General features: G+C 70.5%; 20 protein-coding genes. 15 read left to right on the top strand and 5 right to left on the bottom strand.

Going from position 1 to position 17,686, the window contains the following annotated elements; genetic code table 11:
- Positions 1 to 142: 142 nt before the first annotated feature.
- The 4 genes from BJ969_RS22630 (at position 143) to BJ969_RS22615 (ending at position 2,847) form a co-directional block, all read left to right on the top strand.
- Positions 143 to 940: an SAM-dependent methyltransferase gene (locus tag BJ969_RS22630; RefSeq protein ID WP_343071547.1), complete on the top strand. Its 798-nt coding sequence runs from the start codon at positions 143 to 145 to the stop codon at positions 938 to 940.
- A 315-nt stretch (positions 941 to 1,255) separates the two neighbouring features.
- Positions 1,256 to 1,711 (top strand): L,D-transpeptidase, encoded by a 456-nt coding sequence (locus BJ969_RS22625; protein ID WP_184481851.1) that lies wholly within the window; start codon positions 1,256 to 1,258, stop codon positions 1,709 to 1,711.
- 158 nt (positions 1,712 to 1,869) lie between these two features.
- The gene (gene rsmD / locus BJ969_RS22620) at positions 1,870 to 2,445 is read left to right on the top strand and encodes a 16S rRNA (guanine(966)-N(2))-methyltransferase RsmD (protein WP_184481849.1); all 576 of its coding nucleotides are present in this window, start codon (positions 1,870 to 1,872) and stop codon (positions 2,443 to 2,445) included.
- A 177-nt stretch (positions 2,446 to 2,622) separates the two neighbouring features.
- Positions 2,623 to 2,847, top strand: coding sequence for a hypothetical protein (locus BJ969_RS22615; RefSeq protein ID WP_184481847.1), 225 nt, complete (start codon positions 2,623 to 2,625; stop codon positions 2,845 to 2,847).
- A gap of 54 nt (positions 2,848 to 2,901) precedes the next feature.
- On the opposite strand, the gene BJ969_RS22610 is transcribed toward BJ969_RS22615, so the two are convergent.
- The 4 genes from BJ969_RS22610 to BJ969_RS22595 form a co-directional block, all read right to left on the bottom strand.
- On the bottom strand, positions 2,902 to 3,804 hold the full coding sequence (locus tag BJ969_RS22610; RefSeq protein ID WP_184481845.1) for a hypothetical protein: 903 nt from the start codon (positions 3,802 to 3,804) through the stop codon (positions 2,902 to 2,904).
- A 117-nt stretch (positions 3,805 to 3,921) separates the two neighbouring features.
- Entirely contained in the window at positions 3,922 to 4,896 is a 975-nt protein-coding gene (locus BJ969_RS22605) for an aminoglycoside phosphotransferase family protein (RefSeq protein ID WP_184481843.1), read from the bottom strand.
- Complete coding sequence (locus BJ969_RS22600) at positions 4,893 to 5,648, bottom strand: ABC transporter permease (RefSeq protein WP_184481841.1); 756 nt, start codon at positions 5,646 to 5,648, stop codon at positions 4,893 to 4,895. Before BJ969_RS22600 ends, BJ969_RS22605 begins: the two co-directional genes overlap by 4 nt.
- Positions 5,648 to 6,661 carry an ABC transporter ATP-binding protein gene (locus BJ969_RS22595; RefSeq protein ID WP_246457061.1) on the bottom strand — a complete coding sequence of 338 codons (1,014 nt, stop codon included), beginning with the start codon at positions 6,659 to 6,661 and terminating at the stop codon, positions 5,648 to 5,650. Before BJ969_RS22595 ends, BJ969_RS22600 begins: the two co-directional genes overlap by 1 nt.
- A gap of 267 nt (positions 6,662 to 6,928) precedes the next feature.
- Here BJ969_RS22595 and BJ969_RS22590 point away from each other — a divergent pair, with 267 nt between their 5' ends.
- From BJ969_RS22590 to coaD, 9 genes are all read left to right on the top strand, one after another.
- Entirely contained in the window at positions 6,929 to 7,954 is a 1,026-nt protein-coding gene (locus BJ969_RS22590) for a methyltransferase (RefSeq protein WP_184481837.1), read from the top strand.
- Positions 7,955 to 8,116: 162 nt separating this feature from the next.
- Positions 8,117 to 8,269 (top strand): hypothetical protein, encoded by a 153-nt coding sequence (locus tag BJ969_RS22585; protein WP_184481835.1) that lies wholly within the window; start codon positions 8,117 to 8,119, stop codon positions 8,267 to 8,269.
- A 95-nt stretch (positions 8,270 to 8,364) separates the two neighbouring features.
- The gene (locus BJ969_RS22580; protein WP_184481833.1) at positions 8,365 to 9,258 is read left to right on the top strand and encodes a T3SS effector HopA1 family protein; all 894 of its coding nucleotides are present in this window, start codon (positions 8,365 to 8,367) and stop codon (positions 9,256 to 9,258) included.
- A complete protein-coding gene (locus tag BJ969_RS22575) occupies positions 9,255 to 9,902 on the top strand; it encodes a hypothetical protein (RefSeq protein ID WP_184481831.1) in 648 nt (215 codons plus the stop codon). The genes BJ969_RS22580 and BJ969_RS22575 overlap by 4 nt, the downstream gene beginning before the upstream one ends.
- Positions 9,899 to 10,480 carry a flavoprotein gene (locus BJ969_RS22570; RefSeq protein WP_184481830.1) on the top strand — a complete coding sequence of 194 codons (582 nt, stop codon included), beginning with the start codon at positions 9,899 to 9,901 and terminating at the stop codon, positions 10,478 to 10,480. The genes BJ969_RS22575 and BJ969_RS22570 overlap by 4 nt, the downstream gene beginning before the upstream one ends.
- On the top strand, positions 10,470 to 12,461 hold the full coding sequence (locus BJ969_RS22565; protein ID WP_184481828.1) for a prolyl oligopeptidase family serine peptidase: 1,992 nt from the start codon (positions 10,470 to 10,472) through the stop codon (positions 12,459 to 12,461). Before BJ969_RS22570 ends, BJ969_RS22565 begins: the two co-directional genes overlap by 11 nt.
- A gap of 144 nt (positions 12,462 to 12,605) precedes the next feature.
- Positions 12,606 to 13,814 carry a histidine kinase gene (locus tag BJ969_RS30905; RefSeq protein WP_184481826.1) on the top strand — a complete coding sequence of 403 codons (1,209 nt, stop codon included), beginning with the start codon at positions 12,606 to 12,608 and terminating at the stop codon, positions 13,812 to 13,814.
- Positions 13,811 to 14,428, top strand: coding sequence for a response regulator (locus tag BJ969_RS22555; RefSeq protein WP_184481824.1), 618 nt, complete (start codon positions 13,811 to 13,813; stop codon positions 14,426 to 14,428). Before BJ969_RS30905 ends, BJ969_RS22555 begins: the two co-directional genes overlap by 4 nt.
- A gap of 73 nt (positions 14,429 to 14,501) precedes the next feature.
- Entirely contained in the window at positions 14,502 to 14,996 is a 495-nt protein-coding gene (gene coaD, locus BJ969_RS22550; RefSeq protein ID WP_184481822.1) for a pantetheine-phosphate adenylyltransferase, read from the top strand.
- Between the two features lie 258 nt (positions 14,997 to 15,254).
- On the opposite strand, the gene BJ969_RS22545 is transcribed toward coaD, so the two are convergent.
- A complete protein-coding gene (locus BJ969_RS22545) occupies positions 15,255 to 15,710 on the bottom strand; it encodes a GNAT family N-acetyltransferase (protein WP_184481820.1) in 456 nt (151 codons plus the stop codon).
- Between the two features lie 102 nt (positions 15,711 to 15,812).
- Between BJ969_RS22545 and BJ969_RS22540 the strand changes: the two genes are divergently transcribed.
- Positions 15,813 to 16,247 (top strand): guanyl-specific ribonuclease, encoded by a 435-nt coding sequence (locus BJ969_RS22540; RefSeq protein WP_184481818.1) that lies wholly within the window; start codon positions 15,813 to 15,815, stop codon positions 16,245 to 16,247.
- 327 nt (positions 16,248 to 16,574) lie between these two features.
- Positions 16,575 to 17,312: a DivIVA domain-containing protein gene (locus BJ969_RS22535; protein WP_184485656.1), complete on the top strand. Its 738-nt coding sequence runs from the start codon at positions 16,575 to 16,577 to the stop codon at positions 17,310 to 17,312.
- Positions 17,313 to 17,686: the final 374 nt, after the last annotated feature.

The following is a 17,686-nucleotide window of genomic DNA, read 5'->3' as shown; positions in this document are numbered from 1 at the left end:
TCCCGGGGTCGTGACCGGCGACCGGGGCGTGTTGCGCGATCGTGCAGGTACCTTTTGCATCGTTGCGGTCTCCGCGAGGCGGGCGGGGACCGCGTGCCCGGTGAGACTCGCCGCCGGGCGCGAAGCGACGGAGGAAACCGTGGTGGAGCTGCCCCGAGGTGCCGACATCAGCAAGTCGAGCGCGTCCCGGATCTACGACTACGGCCTCGGCGGCTCGCACAACTTCGCGGTCGACCGCAGGGTCCTCGACGAGATCAAGAAGATCTACCCGGCGACGCCGCAGCCCGCGCGGGACAACCGCGCCTTCCTCGGCCGCGCCGTGCGGTACTGCCTGCAGGCCGGGATCCGGCAGTTCCTCGACCTCGGTTCCGGCATGCCGACCGTCGGCAACGTGCACGAGATCGCGCAGCGCGACGCCCCGGAGGCGCGCGTGGTCTACGTGGACATCGACTCCGTCGCCGTCGCCTACAGCCGATCGCTGCTCGAAGGGAACTCGAACACGCGCGTGCTGCACGCCGACATGCGCGAACCGGAGTCGATCCTCGCCGACCCCGACGCGCTGGAGCTGCTCGACTTCGACGAGCCGGTCGCGGTGCTGATGGTGGCCATGACGCACTACCTCACCAAGGAGGACGACCCGGCCGCCGCGCTCGCCGCGTACCGCGAGGTGATGCGGCCCGGCTCGTTCCTGGTGTTCTCGCACATGACGGCCGACGACTACCCCGAGGTGCACCGCACGGCGGAGGCCTTCAACGCGGGAAGTTCGGAGCAGCTGGTGCTGCGGTCCCGCGAGGAGATCACCGGGCTGCTGGCCGACTTCGACTTCGTCGAGCCCGGCCTGGTGTACCCGGCGCAGTGGCGCCCGGACGGCCCACCGGCGGCGGGCCACGACCCGTCCCGCGCCGCCTGCTACGCCGCCGTAGCGACCCCGCGCAGCTGACCCCGGCCAGGTTCGGCGGAGGCGGCACGGCGCGGTTCTCGTGACGGACCTCTCCCATCGTGCTCGAACCCGCTCGGAACGATGTCGGACCGTGCGCGATCACGTGCCCGACGTGCTGGTTCCGGTGGTGAATGCGTTGCGGCGCAAGGTGAATTCGATCTCGGGTGATCGGAAACCCCAGGACGAACGGGGTTTATGCGTCCGATGAGATGAAAGTGTTGGTGCTGAGCGCAATTCCAGGACCGCAGTGTGTTCGAACCCCTGTGCCTGTGGCACTGTGGAGTGAACTGCGAAGGCAGGAAGGACGTGAAGCCCATGCGCAACGTGAACAAGCGTCTCGGCAGAGTGGCCACCGTGGCCGCCCTGGTCGCCGGGGGTGCGCTCACCGGTGCCGCCGCCTACGCGGACGCCGGCGACGTGACGCCGTGCCAGGCGACGGCGAAGGCCTGCGTGGACCTGTCGTCCAAGCAGGCCTGGCTGCAGGAGAACGGCACGGGCTTCTACGGCCCGGTACCGCTGACCTCCGGCAAGGTCGGCGCGGAAACACCGGTCGGGACGCACCAGGTGCTCTGGAAGGACGCCGACCACCGCAGCACCGAGTTCAACAACGCGCCCATGCCGAACTCGGTGTTCTTCACCAAGACCGGGGTCGCCTTCCACGAAGGCAGCCTCGAACAGGAGTCCAACGGCTGCATCCACCTGTCGACGACCGCGTCGAAGAAGTTCTTCGACTCGCTCAACCCCGGCGACGAGGTCCAGGTCGTCCAGTAGCGGCGTCGTCCGGCGCGGACGATTCCCCGGGGGCTCCGCCGGGAGGTCACCGACCGGCATCCGAGAACCTACGAGCAGGGGCGGTACCCGAGGGTGCCGCCCCTGCTCGCGTGCGCACCCGTGCCCGCGACGCCCGCGGCCGGTGCGAAGATGTCCCGGTGACGCGGATCGTGGCAGGCAGTGCGGGAGGCCGTCGGATCGAGGTCCCGCCGCGCGGGACCCGCCCCACCTCGGACCGGGTCCGGGAAGCCGTGTTCAGCGCCCTCGAAGCGGCCGTCGACCTCGACGGCGCTCGGGTGCTCGACCTCTACGGCGGCTCCGGCGCGCTCGGTCTCGAAGCGCTCTCCCGCGGGGCCGGGCACGCCACCTTCGTCGAGGCCGACCGGCGGGCCGCGCAGATCATCCGCCGCAACGCCGGCACCCTCGGATTCCGCGACGTCGCCGTCGAACAGGCCAAGGCCGAGACCGCACTCGCGACCCCGCCCGCCGAGCCCTACGACCTGGTGCTCGCCGACCCGCCCTACGACCTCGACCCCGCCCGGCTGGCCCAGGTCCTGGCCGCGCTGGCCACCGGCGGCTGGACCGCGCCCGGCGGACTCGTCGTCCTGGAGCAGTCGACCCGCACCGGCGACCCGGCGTGGCCCGCCCCGCTCATCCCGGACCGCACCCGCCGCTACGGCGACACCGCCGTGCACTGGGCCCACCTCGAAGAAGACCCAGAACCCGCCGACTAGCCGAGCCGCGCTCGCATGACACCTGTCATGCGGGAGGCGACATGGATGCCACACGGGTCGATGACGTTGTCGACTACTCGGCGTGCACCGGTCGGACGAGCATGGGAGCCACCCCGCAGCGGATCGCCCGCTCGATGGCGAAGCGGTGGCTTCCGCACGTACCGAAAGGACTGACCCGTGTCGAATCTGCTGGTGGACATGGTCCGGATCACGCTCGCTCCGACGCTCAAGCGCGAGGCTCTCGCCCAGTCGGTCAACGTCGTGGTCATCGCGCCGCTGCTGTTCTTCGTCACCGACAACCCGGTCGTGCAGTACGGGCTGCTGGCGGTGATCCTGACCTGGGCGATCGTGCGCGTGGCACTGGTCGCGGCGCGCTCGAAGCAGCGCGAGGACGCCCACTGACCGCCCGTTCGGGAACGACCCCGCCCGCCGCTGTCGATCGGCAGGCGGGCGCGCTCACGCGGGGGAGACGATCTGCGCTCCCGCCTCATCGATCAGCTGCGCCGAGGCCCGCAGGTAGTCGTCGAGCTCGTCGCTCCACCCGACGTAGGCGGCGAAGTCGTGCACGTGGCCGAGCACGCCGAGCACGGCCACCGGTCCGGCCGTGGCGGGCAACTCCCTGCCGTATCCGGTGATGAGCGCCTCGTGGGCCTGCCGGTACGACGTGCCGGTGTGCAGGCCGATGCTCGGTTCGGTACCGGCGCAGAGTTCGAACAACGACGCCAGGAACCACTCCAGGTCCCAGCTGCGGTCGCCCGTCACGCAGTCGGCCCCGATGCGCAGCGTGCAGCGGGAGTCGCCGCTGACCACCACCGCTCGCGGGGTGGCGCTGCCGTGCAGCAGAACTTCGTCGCTCCCGTCCGAGGGCGGTTCCGCGGCCCAGGAGCGCAGCCGCTCGCACCGGCGCCGCCCGAGCACCGCCTGCATCCGCGCGTGCAAGCGCGTCGGCGCGAACTGCGGCGAAGTTCCGTGCAGCAGGCGGATCACGGCGGGCGAAGGCCAGGCGCGCGCGGCCGCAGGGACCGGAGCGTCGTGGGCCGTGCGCAGCAGTGCCCCCGCTCGTTCCACCGCGTCGAGGACCCCGTCTCCGGTGCCGTCCAGGAACGCCTGGGCCAGCGAGGTGGAGCCGGGAGCACGGTAGGACAACGCGCTACCGTCCTGCCGCGCCACCGCGAGGCCCGGCAGCGCTCGCCACGAGTCCAGCGATGAGAGTCGCGGCGCGGGCCGGGGCGGTGCGGCACTGCCCGCGCGCAACGACCAGGTGAACCACCCGTCCTCGGCGTGGTGCACGGTGGTGTGCTGCAGGCCGGTCCGCCATTGGCGCACCGGTTCGTCCCGCAGCGGTCGGTCTTTCGGCACGTCGGCCACCTCCGGCGAGGGCGGCCGGGCGGCGAGGAAGCCCGGCCGCCCGGCCGTCGAGTTCTCCAAGTCCTGTCGCGCGCCGAGCCGGGAACACCCGTGCTTAACGCCCGTGCTTCAACGCAGCAGTCCGGCCACGCGGTCGCGGTTGCGAGTGATGGCGAGCGCCGCCTGCAGCAGCACGTGCGCGGTCGCACCGACTTTGCCCATCAGTGCGGCCTGCACTTGGGCGCGGCACAGCACCTTCACGGCGGTGAGCAGCACGAGGTCGTCGAGGTCCGCGACCTCGGCCCCGGCGTCGGCGTACGCCGCGAGCATCGTCGCGACGCACTCCCACGCCCGGTTCATCCCCTCGGACAGAGCGCGGCCGATGTCCGCGGCGGTCGGGCCCGCGGTGGCCAGCCGGTCCTGCACCGAGACCGCGATCAGGGCCCCCACCGCCCCGGCCAGGTCCTCGATCGGATCTCCGGCCCCGCCGAGCTCCCAGTCGATGAACAGAACCGATCCGTCCCGCCGCAGCCGGATGTTGTCCGGCTTGCAGTCCCCGTGGACCAGAGTCCGGGCCTTCGGCGGACGAGCGGCGGCGGTTTCCAGCAGGTCTCGCGCATCGCGGTGCTCGTCGAGGACGCGGAGCACCTGGACCGTGCCGATCGGCATCGCGGCGTGCTGCTCGGGGGTGAGCGGGAAGAACCGCGGCCGTTCCGGCCGAGCATCGGGGAGCCGGACCGGCGCCCGGTGGCCGTGCATCGCGGCGAGCGCTCGCCCCACACCGGTCAGCGGCGGCGCCTCCCACCGCCGCAGCAGCCGGTCGTGCAGGCTTTCGGCGGTGGGATCGCAGGCGGTGACGAGCATCGCCGAGTCGGCGCGCAACGACCGGTCCGCGATCGGCCGGTTGTCGACGCGGACATCGGCGGCGCACCGGGCCACGGTCGCCTCGTGCTCCAGCGGTGTCGACGGGCGGGCGACCTTGAGCACGTAGCGCGACCCGTCGCGTTCGGTGAGGCGGACCCGGTCGTGGTGGGGGATGCGCTCGGCCGTGTCCCAAGCCGTGTCCCACGGGCACGAGTCGTGGGCGGGCGCGTGGCCGGTCATTTCCGGGCGTCCCAGCGGAAGAACCGGCGCGCGGCGTAAGAGAAGATCACCAGCCAGATCAGCACGGCACCGGCGCCGATCGCGAACCACGTCCCGGCGGGCAGTTGCACGCCGAGTTGCGGGCCGCCCCATGCCTTGAAGATCATGTCCACATTGGACACAAGGGGGCCGACGAGTGCGATCCGGCCCAGCAGCGGATCGTTGACCGCCGTGATCAGCGCGGCACCACCGAGCGCCACTCCCAGCAGCGGCATCATCGTGAACTGCGCCCGCTCCGGTGTCGCGGTGACTGCGCTGGTCACCGTGCCCGCCACGGTCGCCACGACGATTCCGCTGACCAGGGCCACCACCAGCACTCCGGGTTGACGCGGCATCGGGGCCCCCATCGCGAGGATCCCGCCGAAGTAGATCAGCGACTGCACCAGGCCGGCGACGACGGCGGGGGACAGCAGCCCGATCAGCAGCCCCGCGTCCGGGATGCCGCTGGTGCGGAACCGCTTGAGCGCCAGCGTCTGGCGCCGCGCGGTCAGCGTGCTCGTCGAGATGAAGTACACCGTGATGCACAGGATCGCCACGCAGTTGCGCGCCGCGATGGCGGCCCACGCCTCGGGGGTCTGCGGCTTCTCCACCACGCCCGCCATGAAGACCAGCACGGCTGGCAGCAGCAGCACCAGCGCCACCATGGTGCGCTGTCGAACCAGCAATGCCAGCTCCGACAGAGCCAGGCCGATCGTCGGTTTGATTCCGCGCATCAGTTCCGCGCTCCTTCGGCTCGCACAGCGGTGTCGCCGAACGCGGAGTCGTTCCGCGGCACGGCCATGAACACTTCCGACAAGCTCGCCGGGCTCGCCCGGAGCTCGTCGAGGTGGACGTCGTGCTGCCTGGCCCAGTCGAGCAACCGGGTCAGGTCCCGCTGCAACTGCCGGGTTTCCAGGCTCAGGAAGACCTGGGCTCCTTCGGTGGTGAGGGTGAGCTCACCGAGGACCTCGCGGTCGAGACCGCCGAGCACGTGACCGGGCAGCGACGTGGACACCGCGCTGATCCTCGCGGGCACGGTGGCCAAGACCTCCGACATGGTGCCGGCGACCGCGACGCGCCCGGAGTTCATGATCGCTACCCGGTCCGCCAGGGCTTCGGCCTCCTCCAGGTAGTGCGTCGTGAGCAGGATCGTCGCGCCGTCGTCCCGGATTCGCTGCACGACCTGCCACAGCTGGTCGCGCGACTGCGGATCCAGGCCGGTGGTGGGTTCGTCGAGGACGACGAACTCCGGCGATCCCCACACCGACATCGCGAAGTCGAGCCGGCGCTTCTCCCCGCCGGACAGCGAGGAGACGGGGACGTCGCGGCGTTCGACCAGGTGCACGAGATCCAACAGGCGGCTCGGGTCATCGTCCCGCGGGCTCAGCCGTTGCCACAGCTCCAGCATCTGCACGACGGTCATCTCGTCGATCAGCCCGGATTCCTGGAGCATGATCCCGGTGCGCGCCTGAACCTCGAACCGTTCCTGGAACGGCGAGTGGCCGAGCACCTCGACCGAACCCGAAGTGGGTTTGCGGAACCCTTCGAGCACTTCCAGCGTCGTGGTCTTACCTGCACCGTTGGTACCGAGCAGCGCGAACACCTCACCGCGCCGGATGGAGAAGCTCACGCCTTCGACGGCGACGAATTCGCCGTAGCGGTAGACCAGATCGCGCACGGATACCGTCGCGTCTTCCCGGTGGTGCGGAATGGCGCCGCGGGCCGCGGTGCCGTTGCTCATCGTCATGAAGGACATGGTGCTGCACGGCACGTTTTTTGGGCAGAGGCGGAAGTAATGGAGTCTTATGACACTCGCGCCGCGACGTTGATGACGGATGTCAGTGTTGTTCCGTTACATCCGTTACTAGTGATCGTTTTTTTCGGAGGTCAGGATTGGTCGGCAACGGCGTCCGGTTCTGAGGGGTCAGGACGGTCGGCGGAAATAAATCCTGGGGGTGCCTAGCACGTGGATTTGCATGTAGAAGAGGCGACGGGCCGAAGAATAAGCGATGCGGTGGATGCTGCATCCGCGGGTGTTCCGGAAGCGGAATTGATCGGAGAGGTGGTCGGCCAGGCCGACCTGCTCGCTCCGATGGTGCTGCGGACGGCCGCGACGTTGCGGCTCGTGGACCTGGTCGAATCAGGCGCGGACACCGCACTGGACCTCGCCGGACGGCTCGATGCGGACGTCTACCGCGTGGACGTGCTGGTGGCGAACCTGGTCGACCTGGGAGTGCTGGTGCGCAGCGGGGATCGGCTCGCTGTGACCGGCAAGGGCGCCTTGCTCGGGTCGGAGCATCCGGCGCGGCTGCGCAGCCTGCTGGATTCCGACGGCTGCGCGGGGCGGGCCGACCTGGCCGCCACCTGGCTGAAGGACAGCGTGCTGCGCGGGGTGCCCGCGTACGAGCTGGCCTACGGGCGGGGGTACTGGGCGGACGTGGACGCGCGGCCCGAGCTCGCCGAACATCTGCAGTCCCTGCGCGTGCGGTCCGGGGTCTTCGACGAAGACCTGATCGTGGAGTCGCCGGACTGGGCCGCGGCCGACTCGGTGGTGGACGTCGGCGGCGGCGACGGGGGCCTGCTGTCCCGCTTGCTGCGGCGGCATCCGCACTTGAGCGGCAGCGTCGTCGACTTGCCTCCGTTCGCCGAGCACGCGGCGCGGCTGTTCGAGGAGCACGGGCTCGGTGACCGGGCCCGCGCGATCGGCGGGAGCTTCTTCGACCCGCTGCCGGCAGGGGCCGACGTGTACTTGCTGTCGAGCATTCTCTACGACTGGGACGACGACGCTGCGGTGCGCTTGTTGCGCAATTGCGCTAGCGCGGCCGGGTCATCGGGTTCGATCCTGGTGTGCGAGATAACCCTGGACGGGTGGGGTGAATTCCCGGACAACGGGACCAAACTCCGGATGGCTGCCATGGTGCCCGGCCGGGAACGGAGTCTCGCGCGATTGTCCGAACTCGCGAACGCCGCGGGTCTGACGTTGTCCGGGCAGCGCGGTCCGACGCGCTATCGCAGTTATCAGCGATTCCAGGTTTCTTGAGATCTTGCGTTCTGATCGGATGCGCCCATTTTGTGCGCGTCTTGGGAACGCTATTCACTTCAGCGCGTCCAGAACGCCGCTGAGGGCTTCGGCCGACTCGGCAAAGTCGACCGAAGCAGTGCAGTGAAACAAATAAGATCCGTACAGATGGGATGGTACGTCATGAATGCTTCTGAGGCAATCTTCGGCGACGTTTTCGAGGCCGTCAGCACCGACGCGGCGGCGCTGAGCGCCACCGAGCACTCGGTGTCGGTGGAGAACGCGGACACCCCCACCTCGGCGCCCTGCGTGATCACGGTCGCCGGCGGCTGCTGATGCCGCGCTGTCTCGCACCCGCCCCCGCGCGGGCGGGTGCGAGACAGCACTCCCCACGCGAGTCCGGGGCTGGAGACTAAGGAGCGCCAGCGGTGATGCGCACCGACGAGGTCGGCTCGGCCTTGAACGACGAGGTCCGGCGGTGGGCCGAGCAGGTCCGCGCTCACGTGTCCCGGACCGGGGCCGCAGGGCTGCGGCGCGAATCCGACGGCGCCGTCGTGAACGCTGCGGACGGCACTTCGGTCGCGGTGGTCCGGAGCTGGCTCTACCACGACGTCCACCTGACCGGGAACGCTCCGGAGACCACCACTGCCGACGAACGCGTCCTCGGACGACTCGTCGCCGCGGTGGACGGGTCGTATCCGAGCACCGGATGGCACCCGATCGGACCGCCGCAGGGCGGAAACCGGCAGATTCGACGGCACGGGGTGCGACTGCTGGTCCCGGTATCGAGCGCGACCCCTGGTCCGGAGCCGGGAACGCTGACCGTCGCACTGCCCCGATCGCAGCGGGCCCCGCTGGTCGGATGGTTCGGAGTGGTGAGCGCCTGGGGAGCGCCCGCCCGGCTGGAGAACCGGATCTACTTGCACCTGGCAGACGTCGGAGACGGGTGCGCCGAGGTGCTCGAGGCCCTCGACGCGCTGCGCGAAGTCCGGTGGCGCGCGAAGTTCTGCACCTCGACCGGGGCGGGCGACCGCCCGGACAACGTGGTGATCTACCTGGCCGCGGCGCGGCGTGCCGATGTGCTGGCGGCGTTGATGCGGGCGCGTCCCGCGCTGGCCGACCCCGTGCCGGGCTTCGCGTTCCGCTGCGGCACCGGCATCGCGAGCGCCCACGGCGCGCTCGCCGGCGGGGAGCACAGCTTCGGGGTCGAGGTGGCCCACCTGTTCGCCACGTTCCTGGTCGAGGCAGGCCGAGAGGGGCGACCGGTGCGCGCCGAACGGCTCGTCGAACAGCTACGCCCGCACGTTCTGGAGGAACCCGCATGACGTCGCCCGCCGCGGTGCGCTTCACCGACGCGCCGCACCCCCCGGAGCATGCGAGGTCGCTGCTGGCGGAGTTGTCGACCGAGCATCCGCCCGATCCCGGCGTCGTCGAGCTGCTGGTGTCCGCGGCTCCGTCGATCGCGCGCGGCCCCGGCGAGCACGCCCGGCTCGATCGGCCGCCGGACGAACTCGTGGAGCGGGCACGCCGATTCCTCGCCGAGGAGTCCGTGCGCGAAGTCGTCCCGGACGCGGCGGTCGCGGTCGAAGCGGACGACACCGGGCCGGTTCCCGCCGCAGCCGTGGGTTTCACCTCGATCTTCGTGCTCGGTTCGGCTGAAGGCGTCGTCGTGCAGGTGCAGCGGCCCGGACCGCGCTGGCAGCAGGACGCCGTCGCCCACCGCCTCGTCGCCGACGCGTTGCTGCTGTCCACCGCTTTCACCGCTGGGAGCAAGGTCGCCGCACCCGCGTTGCGCGAGCTGACGGACCGGCTGGCCCGAGGTACGCCGGTGCGCCCGCCGGTGGTCGCTTACCACCTGCTGGATCGCGTGCGGGCCGCTGTACGCGGGGGAGTCGAACCGGTGCGGATGGCAGCGCACCTGTCCACGGCGGCGGCGTTGCTCGACGGCGGACAGCGGAGGTGGACGTGACCGCGACGTTTCCCGAAATCGAACTCCCCCGCGGAAACCTGCTGCTCATCGGAACCGGTTCGATCATGGTGTCGGTGCTCCCGGCCTGGGTGATGGTCCTGCGGGACCGCTACGGCTGGAACATCACTGGGTGCGTGACCCGGACCGCGGCGGAGCTGGTGCGGCCGGCCGCGCTGGCCGCGGCGTGCGGGCGCCCCGTCATCGGCCCCGGTTGGGATGCCGGAACCGGCGAGGTCGTCCACCGGTGGGCGGCGGAGTGGGCGGACCTGGTGCTGGCGGCACCGGCGACGAACAACTTCCTCGCGAAGTGCGCGCACGGCTTCAGCGACGACGTCGCGAGCGCCACCGTCGCGTTCACCGAGGCACCGGTAGTGCTGGCGCCTGCGTTGGGGCGGCGCCTGCTGAGCGCACCGGCGACCGAGCGGAACCTGGCGCTGCTGGCGGGCGACGGTCGCGCGTTGGTACCGACCACCACCGGCCGAGCGGCGTTCAACGGCGCGGCCGAGCCGGGGATGATGCCTGATCTGCCCGCCGTGCTCGACGTCGTGGCGAAGGCGGTGCGCTCGAATGCCGCGTGACCCTGGAGCTCTCGTCGACGTCGAAGACCGGCACCGGTGGCTGGAGGACCTCGGTGACGAGCGCACCACTCGGTGGCTGGACGAGCAGCGGCGGCACCTGACGGGCTGGACCGACGCCCGCCGAGATCGGATCGACGCGGTGCGGAGGCGGCTGCAGGCGTCGCTCGGCACCGGCGCGCAGCGAATCCCGGTGCTGCGAGGAGCGCGGAAGTTCATCGCCGCGGCCGACGGCGCCGACCCGGTGCTGAAGGTGATCGAGGACGGCCGCGCGCGGGTGGTGTGGTCGGGTGCGGGCGCCGGGCGGCCGGACGCGCTGCTCGGTGCGTGGAACGTGAGCCACGAGGGCACCCGGATCGCGGTGTGCACCTCGAATCCGGGCGAGGAGCGGACGGTGCTGGACGTGGTCGACGTGGCGACCGGCGCCCTGCTGGACGGCCCCGTCCAGCGGGTGCACCCGGGATCCGCGGTGTGGCTGCCCGGCGGCGAGGAGTTCGCCTACGTGGTCTCCGCCGAGTCCGGCGAGCGTTGCCGGCGTGCGGTGCATCGGCACCGGGTGGGCGCGCCCGCGAACGAAGACGTCCTCCTGCTGGATGCGGGCGAGTGGGCCACCGCAGTGTTCGACCTGCAACTCGCGCCGGGCAGCGACCGGCTCGTGGTGCACGTCGGCGACGGACCTGGTTCGGCGCAATCGATGTGGCTGGTCGACCTCGTGGCGTCGAGTGCGGCGGTTCTCGTCTCCGACGAGACGGCTTCCGGGCGCTACCGGGGCCGGGTTGAGGCGGACGGCCACCTGTACATCATGACCACTGTGGACGCTCCGTTCGGTCGGATCGTGCGGGTGGACCCGGCGAGCCCGGCGCGGGAGAACTGGGACGTGGTCGTCCCCGAGCATCCGGGGAAGGCGTTGCGGCACTTCTGCTTCCTGCCGGGAGATGCCCCGCGCTTGGCGGTGCTGGCGCAGGACCGCGCGCGGTCCGAACTGCGCGTGCACCCCGCGGACGGGACGGGCGAACCGGTGGAGGTGGCACTGCCGGGCGTCGGGACCGTCACCGAACTGGCGTCGGTGCCGGAGCGGCCTGACGTGCTGGCGTTCACCTGGACGAGCTTCAGCACCCCGCCGTCGGTGCGGGTCGCCGACCTCGCGACCGGGGCCCACCCGGCTGCGGGGGAGGCGCAGGATCGCGCGGAACCGACGGTGCGGCAGGTCCACGTGCGCTCTGCGGACGGGACCGCGGTGCCCATGTTCGTGCTGGGAGACACCTCCGGCGGGCCGAAACCCGCGTTGCTGACCGGATACGGCGGATTCGGCGTGAACCAGGTGCCGTCCTATTCCGCCGCCGCGTTGGAATGGGTGCGGGCCGGGGGGATCTGGGCGAAGGTCTTGGCGCGCGGCGGCGCGGAGCTGGGCGCCCGGTGGCACGACGACGGGCGCCGTGAGCACAAGCGGCGCACCTTCGACGACTTCGAGGCCGCGGCCGAGCACTTGATCGGAGAAGGCTGGACCACGCCGTCCCGGCTCGCCGCTACCGGGACCTCCAACGGCGGCCTGACCGTCGCGGCGGCCGTCACTCGACGCCCGGACCTGTTCGCCGCGGCCAGCTGCTGGTCCCCGCTGTGCGACATGGTGCGCTACGACCGGTTCGGTGCCGCTGCGCTGTGGACCGACGAATACGGCTCGCCCGAGGTCGCCGAAGAGCTCGGCTGGCTCGCCGCCTACTCGCCGTACCACCGGGTCGAGGACGGGTGCCGGTACCCGGACGTGCTGCTGCTGGCCTCGGCCGGTGACGTCCGGGTCGACGCGTGTCACGCCCGGAAGATGTGCGCGCGGTTGCAGGAGGCTTCTCCTGGAACGCGGACGATGCTGGTGCACGACTCCGCAGCGGGCCACGAGAGCACTCCGGTGGCGGATCTGGTCCGGGCGGCGAGCGTGGATCTGGTCTTCCTCGCGGAGAAGACGGGGTTGCGGATCGGGGACGGCTGATCAGGGACGAGAAGTCTCTTTCCGGGGTGGCGTTCGGAGTGCGGATCGGATAAGGGCGAAACGTTTTCGGCGGTGGTATCGGTGCATGGTTTCGACATTGCGAAAAGCGCAACTTTTCCGGTATGTCCGTGCTAGTCTCGGTCAGTGGCAGAATTTCGGACCCCGCTCGATCCGCCGCATCCGGTGGATCGGAGCACCTTGCGCTGGATCGAGGGCTATGCTGCTCTGACTCAATCAGCGCTGGCGCTCATCGCGGGATTTCTGCCGCTGCAACAACTTCTCGGCGAGCGGCAATGGAGTGGGGGAGATACCGCCAAAACCCTCCTCCTGGTGGTGTCCACCGGATGTTCGCTGTGGTTGTTGGGGCGTTCTTTGTTCCCGGGAAAGCATCCGCGACGTGCGCACATCCGGGTGATCGGTACGGTCGCGGCACTGATCTTCTGGGCGTTCGACGGGCCGGTCGCCGAATCGGCGTGGATCAGCGCCTTGCCGATCGCCGTCGGCATCATCACCTGGGTCGAATCGGAGCAGTCCTGGCGCGCCGCCGTGGTGCGGATCGCCGCCGGGTGCTCCCTGGTCGTCCTGGTGGGCGTGGCGGCGGGCGCCGGCAGCGGGCGGTCGATCGCGGTGGCCGGGATGGGCGCGGGCATCTGCGCAGGACTGACCACCGCGGTGCTCTGCCAGAACTGGGTGAGCAGGCTGGTGCTCACGCTGGACCAGCTGCGGGCGGTCTCCGCCGATCTCGCGGTGGCGCGTGAACGGCTGCGCTTCGCCGGGGACCTCCACGACATCCAGGGCCAGCACCTGCAGGTGATCGCGCTGGAGGCCGGACTCCTCCCGAAGCTGCTGGCCAAGGACCCCGACGCGGCGGTCGAGCGGGCGCGGCGGCTGCAATCTCTCGCCACTGCCGCGCTGGATGAGATGCACGCCGTAGTGCACGATTATCGAGCGGTTCACCTCGCGGAGGAACTGGCCAACGCGGTACGCATTCTGGAATCTGCGGGAGTCGGCACGCGCATCGACGGTTCGGCCGAGGACATACCGGAGTCGATCGCGCCGATGTTCGGATTGCTGATACGCGAGGGCGTGACGAACATAATCCGGCATTCGCGCGGTTCGAGCTGTTCGGTCACCATTTCGGCGCAACCCGACTATCGGGTCACCATTCTGAACGATGGGGTTTCAGGTGGAGTCGAAGGTGCCGGCCCGGATCGCGGGATCGCGGGATTGCAGGACAGGTTCGCGGAACTGGGAGGAACTGTGCGGCATCGATGTAGGAATGGCCGGGAGCACGAGCTGTCGGGAATGATCCCGGCGGGCGCGACGGCGAACTGCGGTGAGGGGCGCCGATGAGCGGGGCGAACATTCGAGTGGTGCTCGCCGACGACGAGAACCTGCTGCTGGACTCCCTCTCGCTGCTGCTGTCGCTCGAGGACGACCTGGAAGTGGTGGCCCAGGCGTGCACGGGGGCCGAGTCGATCGAAGCGGTGCGCGAGCACCAGCCGGACGTCGCCATCCTCGACCTGGACATGCCGGTGCTGGACGGGTTGTCGGCCACGGCCGAGATCCTGCGGGAAGTACCGCTGGTGAAGATCGTGCTGCTGACCCGGCACGCCCGGCCGGCCGCGCTGCGCCGCGCGCTCGCCTCGGGAGCGGCGGCGTTCGTGACCAAGACGACCTCCAGCGAGGAACTCCCGCGGATCATCCGGACCGTCAACCAGGGCGGTCGCTACGTCGACTCGCGCATCGCCAGCGCCGCGCTGACCGAAGGCGACTGCCCGCTGACCGCCAGGGAGTTGGAAGCGCTGCGAGAGGCCTTGGACGGCGCCACCGTGAACGTGATCGCGGAACGCGTCCACCTCGCGCCGGGGACCGTGCGCAACTACCTGTCTTCCGCGATGACCAAACTGCACGCGGTGACCCGGGTCGAAGCGGCGAAGAAGGCGTGGGACGAGGGGTGGATCTGACCGGTCGAGGCCGCGGTGACCCCCGCCACGTCCGGCCTGAGGGCGGGGGCCGCCGGTGCTAACGTCCCGCCTCATGAGGCGTGCCGTGTGCCCAGGCTCCTACGACCCGGCCACCAACGGTCATCTCGACATCATCGAGCGGGCCGCGGGCCTGTTCGACGAGGTGGTCGTCGCGGTCCTGGTGAACAAGAGCAAGCGCAGCCTATTCTCCGTCGACGAGCGGCTGGAGATGCTGCGCGAGGTCACCGCGCCGTGGCCGAACGTGCGCATCGACTCCTGGCACGGCCTGCTGGTGGACTACTGCCAGACCAACGGGATCGCCGCGATCGTCAAGGGCCTGCGCGCGGTCAGCGACTTCGACTACGAGCTCCAGATGGCGCAGATGAACCAGCGCCTGTCCGGGGTCGAAACGCTGTTCATGTCGACCAACCCGCTCTACAGCTTCCTGGCGAGCTCCCTGGTCAAGGAGGTCGCCACCTACGGTGGTGACGTGGCCAGCCTGGTGCCGCCGAAGATCGAGCAGCGGTTGGTGCAGCGCGTCCAGGAACGCAACGCCGAAGGCTCTTGATCGCCCTGCTCTTTGATCTTGACTTGCGTGGCGGGGTCGCTCAGCGGAACCTCAGCGGTTTCCTCGCTGCGGGATCTTTTTCCCAAGTGGCTCCGCCACGAGGGAAAAAGCTGTCCTCGCGAGGAAACCGCTGAGAACCCGCCGGTGGTCACCTTGCTCAAGCTGGTCACTGCTCAGCGGCTTCGCCGCTGACAAGAAAATGACGAACAATCCCGCTCAGCTGGGAAGACGAGCTCAAAGGCGGGTGGTGAGCTCGGCTCAGGCGCGCAGGTCGAGCTTCATGCCGACGTGGGTGTGCTCGAAACCGAGCCGTTCGTAGAACCGGTGCGCTCGCTCGCGGGAGACGTTGCTGGTCAGCTGCACCATCGCCGCGCCCCGCCGCCGGGCCTGCTCGATCGCCCACGTCACCAGTTCCCGGCCGAGCCCGTCGCCGCGCCGGTCCGTCCGCACCCGCACCGCTTCGAGCTGCGCGCGGGTGGCGCCCGCGTGGGACAGGCCCGGGATGAAGGTCAGCTGCAGCGTTCCCACGATCGCTCCGTCGAGGTCGGCGACGGCGAGCAGCTGGTTCGGGTCGGCGTCGATCGCGGCGAACGCGGCGGCGTACGCGGGGTCGCCGGGGTGTTCCCTGGTGCGTCCGAGGGGATCGTCGGCGAGCAGGTCGACGATGGCGTCCAGGTCGGATTCGGCGGCTCGCCGGAGAACGGGAGATGTCACGGATCGACCGTAGAGCCACGGCCGGGTGAACTGTGCTCGCGTTCGGCTTCGTGTTCACGACAACCCGCCAGGTGATCATGACCTGCGGTTAGCGTCCGCGACATGAAGATCTCGTCGAAAGCCATGAACGTCCTGCTGGCCGGGCTGCTCGCCGTCGCGGGCCTGTTCGGGGTCTCCGCCGCCGCGGTGGCCGCCGGTCCGGTCACCGCTCAGACCGAGCAGGTCGCCGCCGCCGCGTGCGGTGACACCGCCGAGTTCCCCCCGGTGGACCTCTCGGCGCTGCCCCCCGAGGCCACCGACACCGTGAACCTGATCAAGGCCGGTGGGCCCTACCCGTACCCGCAGGACGACCAGACCTTCTCCAACCGCGAGGGCATCCTGCCGGACTGCGAGGACGGCTACTACAAGGAGTACACGGTGGAGACCCCCGGTAGCGACGACCGCGGCGCCCGCCGCTTCGTCGTCGGTGGCGGCACGGAGTTCTTCTACACCGACGACCACTACGAGAGCTTCTCCATCACGAACATCGACGGCTGACCGGTTCGCCCCGGCCTCGACGGGCGATACGGAGCTCGGCGGCCGTCGCGCCGCGAGATCGAACTCCGCGGGTTCCGCCCGCTCGACGAGGAGAGCATCGACGCCGGGCCGCTCGCCCCACGCGGGGCGGGCGGCCCGTTCGTCGTCTCGGGAGCGGGACCCGGCGCGTTCGTGGCGTTCGGCGTGAATCGGGACACGCGCGGCGAGGGTCCACACCTCGCATGGCCTGCGGCGGCACACTGGTGATCGGCCGACCCGTGATCCCCGGGGCCGGAGTCTGGTGTCATGCTTGCCGCTCCGGACGGCTACGACGGCAGGGAGATCGAGGTGTACCGGGTTTTCGAGGCGCTGGACGAGCTCGTCACGATCGTGGAGGAGGCGCGCGGGGTACCGATGACCTCGGGCTGCGTCGTACCCCGTGGCGATGTGCTGGAGCTGCTCGACGACGTGCGGGACGCGATCCCGCAGGAGCTCGACGACGCCCAGGACGTGCTCGACCACCGCGATGACGTGGTGTCCAAGGCGGAGGCGCAGTCCGGCAAGGCCATAGGGGACGCCCGGTCGGAGGCGGACCGCACCGTCTCCTCGGCGCGCGCCGAGGCCGAGCAGCTGATCGCCGACGCCCAGGAACAGGCCGACCAGCTCATCGCCGACGCCCGCGCCCGCGCGGAGGAGTCGGTGACCGCCGGTCGCCGCGAGTACGAGGACTACGTGGGCCGCGCCCAGTCCGAGGCGGACCGCATGGTGCAGGCGGGCCGGGCGGCCTACGAGCAGTCGGTGCACGAGGGGCGGTCCGAGCAGGCTCGCCTCGTCGCCGACACCGAGGTCGCGCAGGCCGCGCACAGCGAGTCGCGGCGCATCGTCGAGGTCGCCAACGAGGACGCGGAACGGCTGCGCACCGAGTGCGACGCCTACGTGGACTCGCGCTTGGCGGACTTCGAAGACCTGCTCAGCCGCACGCTGCGCACGGTCGGCAAGGGGCGCCAGCAGCTGCGCAGCCCGGTCGGCGTGCCGTTCGACTACGAGGACTCGCGCGCCGGGGCGAACGCCTACGAGGAGAACTGACCTCCTGTTCGGCCGGTAGCTCAGCGGCTTCCTCGCTGCGGGATCAACTTCTCGCGAGGGAGCCGCTGAGGACCGCCGGTGGTCCGCTCGCTCACTCTGATCGGTTTCTCCGCGGACGAGGCGCGGATCGAAAGATCGGTTTCCGGGGCCCACTCCCTGGTACGCGCTTTGCGCCGGGGTGATTTCCGGTGGTCGGAGGCGTGGCGTACCCTGGCCCCGATGGCCGTGCGAGGTCCGTCCGGATGCGTTCCGGTCGCCTGGCCGGTCCCACGGAGGCCCGTTGATCCCGCTTTCCGGAGTGCTGACTCCGCGCGGGCCGGGCGGTGGGCCGGACCTGGTGCCGGCCCGGCCGGGTGCTCCGCGCGAGCTGGACG

It is taken from the genome of Saccharopolyspora gloriosae, from assembly GCF_014203325.1.
Lineage (GTDB): Bacteria > Actinomycetota > Actinomycetes > Mycobacteriales > Pseudonocardiaceae > Saccharopolyspora_C > Saccharopolyspora_C gloriosae.
This window is presented reverse-complemented; position numbering and strand designations above follow the sequence as displayed.

Bases quoted from the DNA above. Each gene is read 5' to 3' on its own strand.
- BJ969_RS22625 (WP_184481851.1), top strand. From the start codon at position 1,256: ATGCGCAACGTGAACAAGCGTCTCGGCAGAGTGGCCACCGTGGCCGCC.
- BJ969_RS22605 (WP_184481843.1), bottom strand. From the start codon at position 4,896: ATGACCGGCCACGCGCCCGCCCACGACTCGTGCCCGTGGGACACGGCT.
- BJ969_RS22600 (WP_184481841.1), bottom strand. From the start codon at position 5,648: ATGCGCGGAATCAAACCGACGATCGGCCTGGCTCTGTCGGAGCTGGCA.
- BJ969_RS22595 (WP_246457061.1), bottom strand. From the start codon at position 6,661: ATGACGATGAGCAACGGCACCGCGGCCCGCGGCGCCATTCCGCACCAC.
- BJ969_RS22585 (WP_184481835.1), top strand. From the start codon at position 8,117: ATGAATGCTTCTGAGGCAATCTTCGGCGACGTTTTCGAGGCCGTCAGC.
- BJ969_RS22580 (WP_184481833.1), top strand. From the start codon at position 8,365: ATGCGCACCGACGAGGTCGGCTCGGCCTTGAACGACGAGGTCCGGCGG.
- BJ969_RS22575 (WP_184481831.1), top strand. From the start codon at position 9,255: ATGACGTCGCCCGCCGCGGTGCGCTTCACCGACGCGCCGCACCCCCCG.
- BJ969_RS22565 (WP_184481828.1), top strand. From the start codon at position 10,470: ATGCCGCGTGACCCTGGAGCTCTCGTCGACGTCGAAGACCGGCACCGG.
- BJ969_RS22555 (WP_184481824.1), top strand. From the start codon at position 13,811: ATGAGCGGGGCGAACATTCGAGTGGTGCTCGCCGACGACGAGAACCTG.
- coaD (WP_184481822.1), top strand. From the start codon at position 14,502: ATGAGGCGTGCCGTGTGCCCAGGCTCCTACGACCCGGCCACCAACGGT.
- BJ969_RS22540 (WP_184481818.1), top strand. From the start codon at position 15,813: ATGAAGATCTCGTCGAAAGCCATGAACGTCCTGCTGGCCGGGCTGCTC.